Origin of the sequence: Paraburkholderia sp. RL17-337-BIB-A (assembly GCF_046025895.1) — a bacterium.
In the GTDB taxonomy this organism is placed as follows: domain Bacteria; phylum Pseudomonadota; class Gammaproteobacteria; order Burkholderiales; family Burkholderiaceae; genus Paraburkholderia; species Paraburkholderia fungorum_C.
In genome coordinates, this window is record NZ_JARESY010000001.1 from 2,037,376 (window position 1) to 2,053,567 (window position 16,192).

Consider the following 16,192-nt stretch of genomic DNA (forward strand, 5'->3'; position numbering starts at 1 on the left):
GTTTATCACTTCAGCAGATATGTGTATCGGATTTGCTTCGTTGTCGGCGCGCGCGCGAGCCGGTAAATTCGTCTGACTGCGCCTTCGACGGCGTCCTCCGACCAGTTTCGACGAAGAGTTTCCCGTGACGATTGCCTTTGCATCCACCGCCGCCAGCGCTACTGGCCGTGCCGACCCGGCCCAGCGCATCGAGATTCGCGCGTTCGACGGCCCCGTCGGCGCCGAAATCCTGGGTCTCGATCTCAGTCAGCCGCTGAGCCAGGACGATTTCGTGCGCATTCACCGTGCGCATCTGGACCATCACGTGCTGGTGTTCCGCGATCAACGCATCACGCCGGATCAGCAGATCGCCTTCAGCCGCCGCTTCGGTCCGCTGCAGATCCACGTGCTGCGTCAATTCCAGTTGCCGGGCTATCCGGAGGTGCTGGTGGTCTCGAACATCGTCGAGAACGGCCAGCCGATCGGTCTCGGCGACGCCGGCCATTTCTGGCATTCCGACCTGTCGTACAAGGAGAAGCCGAGTCTCGGTTCGATGCTGCACGCGCAGGAACTGCCCGCGGAAGGTGGCGACACGCTGTTCGCCAACATGCATCTGGCGTGGGACACGTTGCCCGCGCATTTGCGCACCGCAGTCGAAGGGCGTTCGGCGGAACACACGTATCTCGCGAAATACGCCGAGCTGCAAAAGCGCAGCCCGTGGCGCCCGAACCTCACCGCCGAGCAGATCGCCGAGGTGAAGCCGGTGGTACAGCCGGTCGTACGCACGCATCCGGAGACCCGACGCAAGGCGCTCTTTGTCAGCGAGCATTTCACGACCCGTGTGATCGGCTTGCCGGAAGACGAGAGCAAGCAATTGCTCGAGGAAATTTTCGCGCATAGCGTGCGCCCCGAACATCTGTACCGACATCAGTGGGCCGAACACGACATGGTGTTCTGGGACAACCGCTCATTGATGCATCTCGCAGCCGGTACGCCGGATCATCTGCGCCGCAAAATGTATCGCACAACCATTGAAGGCGACGTGCCGTTCTGACGGCAACGTTTCCCGCTTTACACCATCACACGCTGACCGGAGTTCCAATGCTCGCCATGTCTCGCCCGACCGCTTTGCGGTCGTCTTTCGCTCGCCGTTTCACCGCGACGCTGCTCACCCTGTCGATGGGTGTGGCCGGCCTGGGCGCCGCCACGCCCGCGCATGCCGAAGGGCAGATTCGCGTGGCCGAACAGTTCGGCGTCGTCTATCTGCTGCTGAACGTGGCGCGCGACCAGCAGTTCGTCGAGAAAGAAGGGCGTAAGCAAGGGCTGGATATCAAGGTCGACTGGGTGAAGCTCTCGGGCGGCGCCGCCGTCAACGACGCGCTGCTCTCCGGCGCGGTGGATATCGCCGGCGCGGGCGTCGGCCCTTTGCTGACGATCTGGGACCGCACACATGGCAAGCAGAATGTGAAGGGCGTGGCGTCGCTCGGCAATCTGCCGTACTACCTCATCAGCAACAATCCCAACATCAAGACGATCGCCGACTTTACCGAGAAGGACCGCATCGCGGTGCCGGCCGTCGACGTGTCGGTGCAATCGCGCGTGCTGCAATACGCGGCGGCGAAACGCTGGGGCGACAAGGATTACAACCGCCTCGACAAGTTCACCCAGGCGCTGCCGCATCCTGACGCGGCCGCGGCGATCATCGCGGGCGGCACGGAAATCACCGGGCACTTCGGCAATCCGCCGTTTCAGGAACAGGAACTCGCGGGTAATACGAAGGCGCACATCGTGCTGAATTCGTACGACGTGCTGGGCGGCCCGAGTTCGGCGACCGTTCTGTATGCGACGGAGAAATTCCGCGATAACAATCCGAAGACCTACCGCGCCTTCGTCGACGCGATGGCGGACGCCGCGCGCTTCGTCACGGCGAATCCCGATGCCGCGGCCGATATCTACATCCGCGTGAATCAGTCGAAGATCGACCGCAATCTGCTGCTGAAGGTCATCAAGGATCCGCAGGTGCAGTTCAAGGTTGCACCGCAGAACACGTTGGGCCTCGCGCAGTTCATGCATCGCGTCGGCGTGATCAAGAACGAACCGAAGTCGTGGAAGGATTACTTCTTCGACGACCCGGCGACCGCGGCGGGCAGCTGAGCATGAATGCTTATCCGCATTTCGCTGGATCTTTATCGGCCCGAGTGGCCCGCTTACCGGGAGCGATCTGATGGTGGCTAATCCTACCTTGCTGTTTCCGAACCGCACTGAGCAAGCCGAGCCGGCGACGAGCCAGAAACTGCTCGCGGTCGAACACGTCAACCTCGAATACCGCACCCGTGAGCGGATCGTTCGCGCGACCCATGACGTGAGTTTCGACGTCTACGGCGGCGACCGTTTCGTGCTGCTGGGACCGTCGGGTTGCGGCAAGTCGACCCTGCTCAAAGCCGTGGCGGGCTTTATCGAACCGACCTCCGGCAGTATCTCGCTCGACGGTCAGACTGTGCGAGGTCCCGGTGCGGATCGCATTGTCGTGTTTCAGGAGTTCGATCAGCTGCCGCCGTGGAAGACGGTGCTGCAGAACGTCGCCTTTCCGCTGCGGGTCGCGAAGAAGCTCTCGCGCGCCGAAGCGAACGAACGGGCGCTGCATTATCTGGAGAAGGTGGGGCTGGCGTCTTTTGCCAACGCCTATCCGCACACGTTGTCGGGCGGCATGAAGCAGCGCGTCGCGATTGCCCGCGCGCTGGCGATGCAGCCGCGCGTGCTGTTGATGGACGAACCCTTCGCCGCACTCGATGCGCTTACGCGTCGCAAGATGCAGGAAGAGCTTTTGCGTCTGTGGGAAGAAGTGAACTTCACGCTGCTGTTCGTCACGCATTCGATCGAAGAAGCGCTGGTGGTGGGCAACCGCATTCTGTTGCTGTCGCCGCATCCGGGGCGTGTGCGCGCGGAACTCAACAGCCATCAGTATTCGCAGGACAGTTTCGGGCGCAGCGATTTTCAGCGCAGCGTCGCGCGTATTCATCACCTGTTGTTCGAAGAGACGGAGACCGCGCAATGAGTTCGCCCGCTACTTTATTGCCGCCGGTTCGCGAGGAATACGAACGTCCGCTCGAACCGCTCGGCGAACTCGTGCTCGAGGCGCCGCTGCCGCTCGGCAAGCGCGTCTTCGCGCAAGGCTGGGTGCGCAAGACGCTGATCGCGCTGGTGTTGATCGCGCTATGGGAAATCGCCGCGCGCGTGGTCGACAACGATCTGCTGCTGCCCACGTTCGGGGCGACCTTCAGCGCATTCGTACAAGGCGTGTGGTCGGGCGAGTTGCTGCAGAAAACGGCCGTGTCGATGTCCGTGCTGTTGCGCGGCTATCTGCTCGGTGCCGCCCTTGCTTTTGTGCTCACTTCGCTTGCCGTATCGACGCGTCTGGGCCGCGATGTCCTCTCCATGCTGACGGCGATGTTCAATCCGTTGCCTTCTATCGCGCTGTTGCCGCTCGCGCTGCTCTGGTTCGGTCTCGGCACGGGCAGTCTGCTGTTCGTGCTGGTCCATTCGGTACTGTGGCCGCTGGCGCTGAATACCTACTCCGGTTTTCAATCGGTTCCCACGACGTTGCGCATGACGGGCCGCAACTATGGCCTCACCGGCATGCGCCATGTGCTGCTGATTCTCGTGCCTGCCGCGTTGCCGGCGATTCTGGCGGGCTTGCGGGTGGGCTGGGCGTTTGCATGGCGCACGCTGATCGCGGCCGAACTCGTGTTCGGGGCGAGTTCCGGAAGTGGCGGTCTTGGCTGGTACATCTTCCAGAATCGCAACGAGCTGTATACGGATCGTGTGTTCGCGGGTCTGGCCGCGGTGATCGTGATCGGTTTGCTGATCGAGCATCTGGTGTTCGATACGCTTGAACGCGTGACGGTCCGGCGCTGGGGCGTGCAGCATTAGTTCAGCCGTGCGCTGGCTGATTCCGTGATCCGCTTACACCGGCGTCCGCCAGCGGAATTTGCCGACGCGTGTGCAGGCTGAAAGCAGTGGGAGTGAGTTTTACTGCGTGCGCGTCCGGCTGATTGGCCGAAAGGCCAATCAGCCACGGAAAGCGCGCCTCATTCGCGCAGTTCGGCGACAAGGCGGGACAGGCGGGCAATGCGGTTGCGGTACAGCGGTGCTTGCGGACAGGTCTTTAGATGTTCGATGCGGTCGCGCCAGTATCTCGGCGGAAAGGGTTTTTGTGGCGCGCAGGCGATCACGCGTTCCAGGTGAACGAGTTCGCTCTCGAAAATGTGGTGATGCATTGTTGATCCCCGTGGATGGCCGTGTGGTCCGTTCGCGACGTCACTAACAATCTGACACCGCGTAGGGTTGCTCAAGCAGGTTCTTTTCCGCGCAGTGGATATCCGCGGTGATGCAATGCAAAAAAACCGCTTGCCTGGCTGCCAGAGAAATCTGCCGGGGTTGACGAGGGCCGCAGTCAGACTATTTGAATGCTCTGCGGACGATCGGTAGATTGACTGCGGTTGGCGCATTGCCAATTAAAACGGGCGGGCCGCCACTGCTGGTCCCGGAAGGAAGGCAACGGCGGCCGAACCTCGCAGCGGCACGTCTGGTGCGTAGCCAGAAGAATTCCGCCCTATCTGCGTCAAGCATTGCAACGATCTTCTCTGTGGAAGCATTCGGTCGCCATATGTCGACGCATGACAGTCACAACGACAACAACAGCACAGCCCTCTCTCAGTCGGTTACCAACGATTTGGTTTCGTTGGCGATGATCGGCGCGTCGGCAATCGTTCGGATGGCTAATCGAACAATCGCGACAGCTCGTCGCGATCCTTCGGTTTAGCGACGTCGGCTATCCAGAAACAAACGGGACGAGGCATGACGTCGGTGCGTCGAACACATTGCAGTGCGCGATCTTTATTTGGTCTCTCAGCTTCCCCGGTGTTCGAAAAGTTCGTTGCATGCTCTAGCCACTGCTACCGCCGATCCGGGTTGTTTTGTTCAGGCGGTGGCTGTTATCGGATTTGTATAAGCAATGACCATGCCAAATTGGGATAGCCGCCTGGACGGGGGAACATCGGCAAATTTCATTCGCGACGTTGGACAATCCCGTCCACGCATTCCGCTTAAATTGGACGATTTCGACCAAATGTCCAGTATCGGCAGCGGGATGGGCCATTTCGTCCGCGTGGGGTGAAGTCGATCTGGCGCGGCAACGCAAACTCACAATAACAGCGGCTCCGGATCTTCCGGGCGCCATTCATAGGCCATTTACGATCCCCTTACTGTCGCGGTTAAAAGATGCGTCCCGGAGTTCGGCGAGCAAACCCATGGCGCGGGTGAAGCGAGTGGTCGGGTCCGCCGTCAGCGAGCGCAGCCCACGCTCAAGTGTGTCGATTGCTTCGGCGATGCGGCCCGTGGAGCGCAGCAGGTCGGCGAGGTAACGCGCGGCGTCCACGCGCGCCGGCACCGAGCCGAACGCGAGGGCGGTGGACAGCGCCGTACGCAGACCCAGTTCCGCGGCGTTCATGTCGCCGAGAGCCCACTTCGCGCGTGCCCGGGTGACGAGGAGTTCGCCAAGGTAGACACGTTCCTGGCGGGCGAGCGTCTCGTCGATCGCGGTAGCGAGAATCGCCTCGCAGGCCTTCGCGCGGCCGGCGCGCAGCAGCAGCTCGCCTTGTTGCCAGGCCTTGAAGGAATAGAACAGCGCGCCGCCATTGCAAACGACGTGGTTATCGTAGCCGTCGAGCATGACGGTTTCCGCTTCGTCGGAATGGCCGCGCGAACTGAGGTGGCACGCGCGGAGGACCTGGCCCACGCCCCGATAGAACGCGAAGCCGTTCGCGATCGACACCGCTTCGAGTTCGCTCGCGAGATGCCCGAGCCGGTCCACGTCTTCGAACAGGCAGGCGAGCCAGGCCGCGCCCTGCAGATTGACGGCATGAGCGAACGCATGCGTGCCCGGCTCGGACGCGCGCAGGATCAACATTTCCATGGCGCGCCGCGCTTGCGCGAATGCGCCGATCTGGTAGGCGGCGAGTCCTTCGAAAGTCAACGCGAGACTAGCGAGGTCGATCCCTTGCGAGCCGGTACGGGTGTCGTCGCGTGCCACGCCAAGCAGGTTGCCGCGCGCGAGACAGGCGAGGGCTTCCTCGCTGTCGCCGAGCCAGAAGAGGGTGTTGGTCATCGCGACGTGCGCTTCGTCGAGCGAGACCCGGTCGCCGCCGTTCTGCGCGCGCTCCAGCATGTTCTGGGCGGTCGCGCGGGCCTGCTTGAGTTGAAGCGTCGTCAGTTGCGTGGTCCAGATGCCGAATTGAATCGCGGCGATTTCGGCCGGCGCACACACGCCTTCGCCGACGGCCAGCGCAGCGGCGTAGCAGGCGGTGGCTTCCGCGTACAGCCAGCCGTGCACGCTGCGCAAGCTCATGCCGAGCAGGCGGTAGGCGTCGAACTGAAGACGGCGCGCGGTCTCCTGTTCGTGGCACGTCTGCAGCAGATCGAGGCAGCGGCGCAACTGCGGAATGGCCTGAGCGAACTTCGACTCCTCGATCAGCGCGTTCGCATGGTCGAGACACTTGCGCGCTTCCTGGTGATGTTCATCGCGCGACTTCAGACGCCGCTCGATGGTCTTGCGGCCCACGCCCAGCAGGGTCGCCGCCGCGCTCTTGTTGCGCCCGGTTCGCTCGAGCGCGCGGTCGATCAGGAGGTCTTCGGCGGCGGCGAGTTTGTCGCGTCCTTCGAGTTGCAACAACATATCGGCGAGGCTTGCGCGCGACACGGGCGCGCCGGTTTCGTTGGCGAGAAACGGTTCGAGCGAGTCGACGTCGATGAGCGTGTTTTCGGCGAGCACGCTCAACTGGCTGATCAGATTGCGCAATTGCCGGATGTGACCCGGCCACGCATGCTGGCTCAGCCGGCGCAGGGCGGCCGGCGAAAACTCGAGCCGACGCGCATGCTGCGACGCGAAGTGGTTAGCAAGGGCAGGGATGTCCTCGATACGCTGCTCGAGTCCGGGGACCGCCAGCACGAAGACCGCGAGCCGGTAGAAGAGGTCCTCGCGAAATAGCCCTTCGCGCGCGAGTTCGCGCAGGTCGCGGTGGGTCGCGGCAACCACGCGGCCATCGAAGTGCAGACTGGTTGACGAACCAATCGGACGGAACGTCCGCGTTTCAAGTACGCGCAGCAGTTTCGGTTGCAGCGCGAGCGGCAGTTCGCCGATTTCATCGAGCAGCAGCGTGCCCTTGCCGACCTGCTGGAAAAGTCCCTGGCGGTTTTCGGCGGCACCGGTGAAGGCACCTTTGACGTGGCCGAACAATTCGGCTTCGACGAGGTTTTCTGGAATCGCACCACAATTGACGTCGACGAACGGTTGGTCGTGGCGCAGGCTACGCGCATGCACACGGCGCGCGACCAGTTCCTTGCCCGAACCGGTCGGCCCAAAAATGAGCAACGGGTGATCGGTAGGCGCGACCCGATCGATCATGCGAACCAGTTGGTGAAACGCGGGCGCGCCGCCCACAAAGGCGCCGGAATCAGCCTTGTCGTGGGTGAATGGAACGACAGGGGTATAACTCATTACAAAGTACGCTCCACATGATTCGCGCGTGGCGCCACGCGGAAATTGCCGTCGAAAGACGGCGGTCATGCATTGATCTGGGGTCTGGCGAAGTCTTCCGATTGCGCTGCCGGGACCGTCCGCCGCTAGAAGAGACAGAGTATGACGGCTTGTTACCGCTATTGTCTTTTCGAAATTAATTTTCGCGCCAAGGGCATGTGCGGATTCTCGTCGCAATGTCTTGCAAACAATGTAGCGATTTCAACCTTGGGCGCTTACGGCACCATCGCGATCGATTGCTCCACTGCGTCGGAGCGCACGCCGCGTGGTTGACGGTCGGCCATCAACCGGACATACCGTCACATGCTGCCGTTTTCCACCACGCGGCCTTCCGCACGCCAGCGGAGCATGCCGCCGGCAAGGTTGGCGACCCGCTCGAAGCCGGCCTGCCGCAGCATGATCGTGGCTTGTGCCGAGCGTCCGCCGGCCCGGCAGACGGTGACGATCGGGCGCGCCTTCGGGAGTTCGGCGGCACGCCCGGCCAGTTCGCCCAATGACATGAGCGTGGCGGCGGGGATGCGCCCCAGCGGTCCGTTGAACTCGTCGGGTTCGCGCACGTCGACGATCTCGACCGCACGCAGATTTTCCTCGAGCCACTGGGGATTGATTTCCCAGATGCCCGCAAAGCTGTAGGTGAGTGGCGCCCAATCGGGCTCGGCCATCTGCGCGGGGTAGCTCGCCGCCCAGCCGCATTTCAGATTCGCGGGCACCGCGACGTCGATCTGTTTCGGATGCGGCAGGTGCAGGTTCCTCATGTATCCGGTGAAATCGCTTTCACACAGTTCACCGCCAAGGCGTGGATTGAAGCGCCGCTCCTCGTCCACACTGGTCACCGTCAAACCGCGATAGTCGTGGGCCGGGTAGAGCAGGCACGCGGCGGGCAGCGTGAAAATGTGGTTGTGGACCGCGCGAAACATGGCGTGCGCGTCACCGCGCTGAAAATCCGTGCGGCCAGTGCCTCTGATCAACAGGCAATCGCCGGTAAACGCCATGCTCTCGTTGTCGAGTACGAGTGTGATGCAGCCATCGGTATGACCCGGTGTCGCGCGTATTGCCAGGTACCTCGCGCCGAACTCGACCTTGTCTCCCTCGCTCAGATAGCGGTCCGCGCCTTCGGCGCCGCTCGCAGCCGATATCGCAATCCGGCTGCCTGTGCAGCGATTCAGCATCCATGCGCCGGTCACGTGATCGGCGTGGACGTGGGTGTCGATCGTGTAAAGCAGATGCAAGCCAAGCTCTTCGATCAGGGCGGCATCCCGGCGCACCTGTTCGAAAACCGGATCGACCAGCACCGCCTCTCGCGTTGTGCTGTCGGCGAGAAGATACGTGTAAGTTGACGATTGCTGATCGAATAGCTGCCGGAAAATCAACACGATTTTTGCTCCGCGGCCCGCTCCTGCGAGCGCTTTAACTTTACTTGGGTTGCTCAACGTAGCGCAGGTAAGGCTTCACGGTTTTGAAACCCTGCGGATATTTTTGCATTGCGGCGTCGTTGGAAACGGAGGTTGGAATGATCACGTCTTCGCCGGGTTTCCAGTTTACCGGTGTCGCGACCGCGTGTTTCGCGTTGAGCTGCAGCGCATCGAGCAGCCGCATCACTTCGTCGAAATTGCGGCCCGCACTCATTGGATAGACGAGCATGGCTTTGACCTTCTTGTCCGGCCCGATGAGAAACACCGAACGCACGGTTGCGTTGTCCACCGCGGTGCGCGGGCCGCCGCCGCTCGCCTCGGGATGAATCATGTCGTAGAGCTTCGCGACCGTCAGGTCCGGGTCGCCGATCAGCGGGTAGCCGACCTCGTGGCCCTGGGTCTCCGCGATATCCTTCACCCACTCCCGGTGGTCACTGACGGGATCGATGCTGAGTCCGATAATTTTCGTGTTGCGCTTATCGAATTCTGGTTTGAGGCCAGCCAGGTAGCCGAGTTCGGTGGTGCAAACAGGGGTGAAGTCTTTCGGGTGCGAAAACAGAACCGCCCAATGGTCGCCGATCCATTCGTGAAAACGGATCGTGCCTTCGGTGGTTTCGGCAGTGAAATCGGGAGCGTCTTCTCCTAGTCGAATCGACATCATCAGTCTCCATAGGTCGCGTGCATCAGGGTACCAGTGCCTCGGCCGGAGTGAAGTCCTCCGGGCCGGGCTGTTTGGTCAGGCGATTGGCGTGATTCGGGATCATCCTCCTGCGGACTGCACGGTATCGCGCCAAAGGACCGTCCGCGGGCGCAGCAGATTCAGAGACTTCCCATCTAGCCGTGATGCGGGACAGACATCGGGACACGCTGCGGGCCGCCCCTATAGGGTAGAACAAAAAAGACCCTGGCCGTAGGCAAACCGCAGGGCGAAACCGCCGTTGTGACGATTGCCTTGCCAGCCGACATCGCGATAGGAATGCCGGCAACAGCTCACGCCTGGACACGGGCCCAGGCGTCGTCTGACGCTGTTCCTGCAAACGCCAATCAGGCCGTGATGAACGCCAGCAGATCGGCGTTGATCTGCTCGGCATGGGTGGTTGGCATGCCGTGCGGCAATCCCGGGTAGGATTTAAGCGTCCCGTGCTTCAAAAGCTTGACGGATTTGGCTCCGGTGGTAGCGAAAGGGCAGATCTGATCGTCCTCGCCGTGCATCACCAGGACAGGCACATCGATGATCGCCAGATCGTCGTAGAACTCGGTTTCCGACAGGACCTGGATGCAGTCATATTGGGCTTTGATGCCGCCCATCATGCCCTGCCGCCACCAGTTCTCGCGGATGCCTTCGGAGATCGTCGCACCAGGACGGTTGAACCCGTAGAACGGCATCGTGATGTCCTTGTAAAACTGGGAACGATGGTTCGCCGTGCCGTTGCGGATCTGGTCGACAACTTCCCTTGGAACGCCCTCGGGGTTCTTTTCCGACTTGATGAAAAGTGGCGGAATCGCGCTGATGAGTACCGCCTTTGCGACGCGTCCGTTGCCGGTGCCGTGCCGGGCAACATAGCGCGTCACCTCACCGCCGCCCGTTGAGTGACCGATGTGCACCGCGTCCTTGAGATCGAGCGCCTTGACGAGTTCGGCAACGTCGGCGGCGTAGGTGTCCATATCGTTGCCGCTCACAGTCTGGGTCGAGCGACCGTGGCCGCGGCGATCGTGAGCAATCACGCGATATCCATGCGCGAGGAAAAACATCATCTGGGCGTCCCAATCGTCGGCGGAAAGAGGCCAGCCATGATGAAAGACCAGGGGTTGGCCCGTGCCCCAGTCCTTGTAGAAAATCTGGGTTCCATCCGCGGTCGTGATATAGGAACTTCCCGTATTCGCTTTCATTTCGAATCCTTTCTGAGGTGGATAAGATGAAGCCGGCCGCAGATGCCGGGACTTCTGTTGAAATCCGGCCTGCGACCGTCAGCGTATTCGGGGCCGCGCAGCACCACAACGGACAAATCTGACAAAAGACATGGAAAATAAGACAGCGCGGTGGTAGTGAATGGTCTTCAGTTGCGACCACAACCAGTTCTCGAAACGCGGAATTGCGATCGGCTTCGGCTTCATCGTATCGTCTCTTCCGAGCACGTCGGCACGTCGTGCAGCAGCATTGGCCAAAGGCGAGCCCAATCGCCCTCGTGCGCAACGTTCGCCACGCTGCGCGTCTCTGCACAGTGGCCGCCGGCCGCGGCGATGAAGCGCTGTCCGACCGCGGGTGGAGCGACGCTGCTGATCACCAGCAATACACGACCGGAAACATGCTAAGTGTCGTCGTGAGCGCGCTGCCCGCCAACGAGAACAGATACCTGCTTCGCTCAACGAGAGGCCCGACGCCAACGGATGCAGGTCAGCAATTCTACGAGCACGTCCGCCGCGCAATCGACGAGGCGCATCAGGCCGCTATCGAAATTGACGGAAGGGGTGAGAAAATGCCTCAATAGTCGATCTTTGGCCCATCGGGCGTTCTATCGCGTGGATATGGGCGCGAGTCAGATAGCGCGGGTTTGCCCGGCGCGCGATCCTATCGAGGTATAAACCCTTGCTCACACCCGGCACCTCCCGCATCTCGCAACAGGACCTCAACGAGCTGATGACGCTTCTCGAGATTCAGGTCCTCGGCCTGTCTGAATGCCTGGTCAGCCCCGGGTTCATTCTCGAACTGGACGGCAATACGGCGCCGGGCATCCACTACATCCTCTCCGGCGCGGGCAGGCTCCATATCGAAGGAGCCGGCCCGGTCGAGCTGAAGCCGCATACGCTGCTGATCGTGCCACCGCGTCATCCGCTCAGGCTCGAAGTGCCTGGCCATCATGCGGGAATCGCGCCGACCACCATCCTCGGGCGCGAGCACAAGCAGGTCGTCGATTCCGTCAACCGCTTCCGTGCCGGCAACGAGGAGCCGATGACCGTGATGATCTGCGGCTACTTCAGCGCCACCTATGGCGCCTCGATCAATCTGTTCCAGACGCTCTCGACACCGATCGTCGAGCACTTCGAGGCGGCAGACCGGCTCGACGTGTATCTGCGTACGGCGTTCGACGAACTGGCCGCGCAGGAAGTCGGGGCGGGGGCGATGTCCGGTGCGCTGCTGAAACAGGTCATCGTCGCGCTGGTGCGCCGCTCGCTGAAGTCCAATGCGCTCTGGATGGAGCGCTTCGCGCTGCTCGGCGATCCGCAGATCGCACGGGCCTTTGCCGATATGGTGGCGCGGGCCGCCGCGCCGCATACGGTCGCGAGCCTGGCGCAGAGCGCGTTTCTGAGCCGCTCGGCCTTCATGGCGCGATTTTCGGAGGCGCTCGGCCAGTCGCCGATGCAGGTGTTGCGCGACATTCGCATGCGGCAGGCCGCGGCCCAGTTGCGCACCGGCGACGTCACGCTGGATCAGGTGGCCCGCAACGCCGGGTATGCGAGCCGCGGTTCGTTTGTGCGGGCCTTCCGCGAGGTCTACGGCACCGGTCCCGCCGAATACCGCATCGACCCGCGCGCGACCTGATTCCCGGACGATCTGCGCTGTCTCGCGGACTTTCTGCAAAGCCATCCCGCCTATTCTTCCTTTGCCGTATTCAACGGAAGGAGAGACAGGATGCCTTACGAATACAAAGTGGTTGCGTCGCCGGTGGGTCAACTCAAGCTTGTCGCGTCGCACGCCAAACTGGTTGCGATTCTCTGGGAAAACGACCGGCCGAATCGAGTGAAACTCGGCGAGATGATCGAGGCCGACGACAACCCCGTGCTCATGGAAACCGCGCGTCAGCTTGACGAGTATTTCGCGGGCACGCGCACGCGCTTCGAACTGGACACGGAGTTCGTCGGCACCGCATTCCAGAAGAAGGTCTGGAATGCGTTGCTTACCATTCCCTTTGGGGAAACCCGCAGCTACCGCGAGATCGCGACCCAGGTCGGCAATAGCCGTGCTACCCGGGCGGTGGGGGCGGCGAGTGGACGCAATCCGTTATCCATCGTCGCACCTTGCCACCGCGTGATCGGCACATCAGGCGACCTGACCGGCTTTGCAGGAGGATTGCCAAGGAAGGCCGCGCTGATGGCGATTGAAGGCAACGCAACGCCGCGACGTCGCGCATAAGCTCGATTTCGTTTTCGAACGCGCTTTCCATCGGCGCCTTGTATCGACGTGATTCATGTCGGTACAAGGCGCCGATTTTTATTGGCGTCGCGAATCCGCGGTTGGCGCGCAGCTGGACTTTTGCGATCGTTTTCAGGACCCCGTGCAAAGGTGCCGGACCTAGACTTCACAGCAATGCAGAAACGCAAACGCTTCGTGCAGACGGTCCCAAGTCCATCCGCTAAACGATCAACGATCAACGATCAGGAGAACCACCATGTCCCGCATTGCCGTTCCGACACCCGAGCAGACCCCCGACGCATCGCAGCCGGTTCTCGACGCCGTCACGAAGGGTCTTAAGATGACCCCGAACCTGTTCCGCGTCATGGCGCTGAGCCCGAACGCGCTGAACGGCTGGGCGGGCCTTCAAAGTGCATTGGTAAAGACGCTCGATGTGAAGACCCGCGACGGTATCGCGCTCGCTGTCTCGCAGGTGAACGGTTGCCAGTACTGCCTGTCGGCGCACACGTACGTGGCCAGCAACATCGCGAAGATCCCGGCCGATGAAATCCGCCGCAACCGGTTGGGGCAGGCCGACGATCCGCGAACCGCCGCGGCCGTGGCATTTGCCAGGACATTGATGACAACCCGTGGCAAAGTATCCGACGCCGATCTGGCAACGGTGCGCGCCGCGGGATTCAGCGATGCGAACATCGTCGAAATCATCGCATTGAGCGCACAGTACATGCTGACGAACTTCGTCAACAATGTGTTCGATACGGAAATCGACTTCCCGGTCGTGGACCTCGAAGTCAAATGACAAACACGAGGAGCTTCTGCTCCTCATCTTTCAGGAGACACGTCATGACCCGCACCGTCGCCGAGAAGCGCGCCGCCTTTCGTGCATTGCACACCTCCGGTTGTTTCGTCCTGCCCAATCCGTGGGATGCCGGCAGCGCCCGTTATCTGCAGACACTCGGCTTCCAGGCCGTGGCCACGACCAGCTCCGGCTTCGCCTGGTCCGTCGCACACGCTGACAATTCATTGCCGCGCGATGCCATCCTCGCGCATCTGCGCGATATCGTCGAGGCGACCGACCTGCCGGTCAACGCCGACTTCGAGAACGGCTTCGGAGAGGATCCCGCCGGCGTGGCTGAAAGCGTCAGGCTGGCCGTTGCAACTGGCGTTGCCGGCCTGTCGATCGAAGATTCCACCGGCGACGCCAGGGCCTCGCTTTTCCCGATCGAGGTCGCCGTCGAACGGGTCAGGGCCGCACGCCGCGCCATCGACGAGAGCGGCGGCGATACGCTGCTGATCGGCCGCGCGGAGAACTTCTTCGCCGGCTTGCCCGATCTCGATGACACGATCGCGCGTCTCAAGGCCTATGCGGCGGCTGGCGCCGACTGTCTGTATGCGCCGGGCATTTCGACGCGTGAGCAGATCGAAGCCGTGGTCGCCGCGGTGGCGCCCAAGCCGGTCAACCTGCTGATCGGTTCGACTTCGACGCTCACGCTGCAAGACGTGGCCGCGCTCGGCGTGCGGCGAATCAGTGTGGGCGGCGCACTGGCCCGGGCAGCGTGGGGTGGCTTCATGCAGGCTGCACAGGCGCTGGCCGATGGACGCTTCGACGGCTTTGCCGGGGCAGCCTCCGGCTCGCAACTCAATGACATTTTCAAGGACCGTGCATGAGGCCCGGCGTGATGTCCCAGATGACACCCGACATGTGGCCTCGCATGAGGCCCAACATGTGGCCCGACATGACACCCAACATGTGGCCTGACATGACACTCGACATAACACCCAGCATGAGACCCAAACATCGGGCCGCGCGTACCCCCTTCACATGGAGATGACCATGGCTCGTGAAATCATTCGTGTCGAACCGCTGTCGACCTGGCTGGAGAACTGGAAGGCGCCCACCTCAGCGGTGACACGCCATGACGGCACCGTCTACGTGTCGGGCTTTCCGCCGTTCGATCCCGCGACCGGCCAAGTCATCGACGCGCCGATCGAACGGCAGACCGAACTCGTGCTGGAGCAGCTGAAGCTATGCCTGGAAACGGCCGGTTCATCGTTGGCGCATGTGCTCAAGTGCAACGTCTACTGCACGTCGGTGGAGAAGTTCGCTACCGTCAACGCGGTCTATCAACGCTACTTCCCCGTCGATCCACCGGCGCGAATTTTCGTGAACGTGCCCGCGTGGCCCGGTCGTTTCGACATCGAGATCGACTGCATTGCCGCCGTTGCATAGCGCGTCGTCGAATAGCGGCTTGTCGGGTTCATACCAAGCACGTCGTCGCTAGCTCGGCGCTACTCGGCGCTGACTTGCGCGAGTGCCGCGATCAGATCACCGAAGCGTTCGCCCTGCACCAGAATGTGGCCTCGCAGCGCGGCGGCGGCCGCTTCGCCGTCGCCTGCCGCCAGCGCATCCACGACGGCCTGATGTTCGTCGAATGAGGCGGCGACGCGTCCCTTGACGCGTAACTGCAGGCGCCGATACGGGCGCAGCAGCTTATGCAGCGCCTTCGCCTGGTCGTGCAGAAAGCCGTTGTGGCTGCCGTGATAGATCAGGCAGTGAAAGCGTTCGTTCAGATGGTAGTACTCGTCCGGACTGCCGGTGTCGCGCGCTTTCTGACAGGCGGCGTGAGCCTCGCGCAGCGCCTCCAGTTCCTGCGCATTCATGCGCCTCGCGGCAAGCCGGCTGCACATCGCCTCGAGCTCGGCCATGACCTCGAACATCTCGATCAGCCTGTGCAGGCTGATTTTCGCGACCACCGCGCCGTGCCGCGGCCGCATCTCGACCATGCCGGCTGCCGCCAGCTGGAGCAGCGCTTCCCGCACGGGCGTTCTGGACACCTCGAAGCGCGCGATCAGTTCCGCTTCATCGAGCCGCGCGCCAGGCGGAAGATCGCCGGTCGCAATGGCTTCCTCGATGGATTCTCGCAGCCGGTCTGTAAGCGTGAGCTTGTTTGTCATGTTTGGACTCCCGACGGAATCGAGTTGACCACAACGAGCCTGCCGACACCGTACGCGTAAACGATAGTTGAGAACGGTGTCCGCCGAATTATAAATACGTGAGGCGGCTATAAATATAAA

At 62.0% G+C, this 16,192-nt stretch carries 15 protein-coding genes; 9 read left to right on the forward strand and 6 right to left on the reverse strand.

Annotated features, from left to right (window positions below):
* The first annotated feature begins 124 nt into the window (after positions 1–124).
* The 4 genes from P0D84_RS09165 (at position 125) to P0D84_RS09180 (ending at position 3,909) form a co-directional block, all read left to right on the forward strand.
* A complete protein-coding gene (locus tag P0D84_RS09165; RefSeq protein WP_408335145.1) occupies positions 125–1,033 on the forward strand; it encodes a TauD/TfdA dioxygenase family protein in 909 nt (302 codons plus the stop codon).
* 47 nt (positions 1,034–1,080) lie between these two features.
* Positions 1,081–2,133, forward strand: a complete 1,053-nt coding sequence (locus P0D84_RS09170) for an ABC transporter substrate-binding protein (protein ID WP_408335148.1) — start codon at positions 1,081–1,083, stop codon at positions 2,131–2,133.
* Between the two features lie 70 nt (positions 2,134–2,203).
* The gene (locus P0D84_RS09175; RefSeq protein ID WP_408335151.1) at positions 2,204–3,034 is read left to right on the forward strand and encodes an ABC transporter ATP-binding protein; all 831 of its coding nucleotides are present in this window, start codon (positions 2,204–2,206) and stop codon (positions 3,032–3,034) included.
* Positions 3,031–3,909, forward strand: a complete 879-nt coding sequence (locus tag P0D84_RS09180; protein WP_408335154.1) for an ABC transporter permease — start codon at positions 3,031–3,033, stop codon at positions 3,907–3,909. Before P0D84_RS09175 ends, P0D84_RS09180 begins: the two co-directional genes overlap by 4 nt.
* A gap of 158 nt (positions 3,910–4,067) precedes the next feature.
* Here P0D84_RS09180 and P0D84_RS09185 read toward each other — a convergent pair whose 3' ends face one another.
* From P0D84_RS09185 to P0D84_RS09205, 5 genes are all read right to left on the reverse strand, one after another.
* A complete protein-coding gene (locus tag P0D84_RS09185; protein ID WP_408335157.1) occupies positions 4,068–4,256 on the reverse strand; it encodes a hypothetical protein in 189 nt (62 codons plus the stop codon).
* A gap of 962 nt (positions 4,257–5,218) precedes the next feature.
* Positions 5,219–7,534 carry a sigma-54 interaction domain-containing protein gene (locus P0D84_RS09190; protein WP_408335160.1) on the reverse strand — a complete coding sequence of 772 codons (2,316 nt, stop codon included), beginning with the start codon at positions 7,532–7,534 and terminating at the stop codon, positions 5,219–5,221.
* A 338-nt stretch (positions 7,535–7,872) separates the two neighbouring features.
* Positions 7,873–8,943 carry a rhodanese-like domain-containing protein gene (locus P0D84_RS09195; protein ID WP_408339738.1) on the reverse strand — a complete coding sequence of 357 codons (1,071 nt, stop codon included), beginning with the start codon at positions 8,941–8,943 and terminating at the stop codon, positions 7,873–7,875.
* Between the two features lie 43 nt (positions 8,944–8,986).
* A complete protein-coding gene (locus P0D84_RS09200; protein WP_408335163.1) occupies positions 8,987–9,643 on the reverse strand; it encodes a peroxiredoxin in 657 nt (218 codons plus the stop codon).
* Positions 9,644–10,029: 386 nt separating this feature from the next.
* The gene (locus tag P0D84_RS09205) at positions 10,030–10,875 is read right to left on the reverse strand and encodes an alpha/beta fold hydrolase (protein WP_408335166.1); all 846 of its coding nucleotides are present in this window, start codon (positions 10,873–10,875) and stop codon (positions 10,030–10,032) included.
* 697 nt (positions 10,876–11,572) lie between these two features.
* Between P0D84_RS09205 and P0D84_RS09210 the strand changes: the two genes are divergently transcribed.
* From P0D84_RS09210 to P0D84_RS09230, 5 genes are all read left to right on the forward strand, one after another.
* On the forward strand, positions 11,573–12,526 hold the full coding sequence (locus P0D84_RS09210; RefSeq protein ID WP_408335169.1) for an AraC family transcriptional regulator: 954 nt from the start codon (positions 11,573–11,575) through the stop codon (positions 12,524–12,526).
* Between the two features lie 90 nt (positions 12,527–12,616).
* Positions 12,617–13,117, forward strand: a complete 501-nt coding sequence (locus tag P0D84_RS09215; protein ID WP_408335172.1) for a methylated-DNA--[protein]-cysteine S-methyltransferase — start codon at positions 12,617–12,619, stop codon at positions 13,115–13,117.
* 256 nt (positions 13,118–13,373) lie between these two features.
* A complete protein-coding gene (locus P0D84_RS09220; protein WP_408335175.1) occupies positions 13,374–13,916 on the forward strand; it encodes a carboxymuconolactone decarboxylase family protein in 543 nt (180 codons plus the stop codon).
* A 44-nt stretch (positions 13,917–13,960) separates the two neighbouring features.
* Positions 13,961–14,785, forward strand: a complete 825-nt coding sequence (locus P0D84_RS09225; RefSeq protein WP_408335178.1) for an isocitrate lyase/PEP mutase family protein — start codon at positions 13,961–13,963, stop codon at positions 14,783–14,785.
* A 166-nt stretch (positions 14,786–14,951) separates the two neighbouring features.
* On the forward strand, positions 14,952–15,347 hold the full coding sequence (locus tag P0D84_RS09230) for a RidA family protein (RefSeq protein WP_408335181.1): 396 nt from the start codon (positions 14,952–14,954) through the stop codon (positions 15,345–15,347).
* Between the two features lie 59 nt (positions 15,348–15,406).
* Here the strand turns inward: P0D84_RS09230 and P0D84_RS09235 are convergent, their stop codons facing one another.
* The gene (locus P0D84_RS09235) at positions 15,407–16,072 is read right to left on the reverse strand and encodes a GntR family transcriptional regulator (RefSeq protein WP_408335184.1); all 666 of its coding nucleotides are present in this window, start codon (positions 16,070–16,072) and stop codon (positions 15,407–15,409) included.
* Between the last annotated feature and the right edge of the window lie 120 nt (positions 16,073–16,192).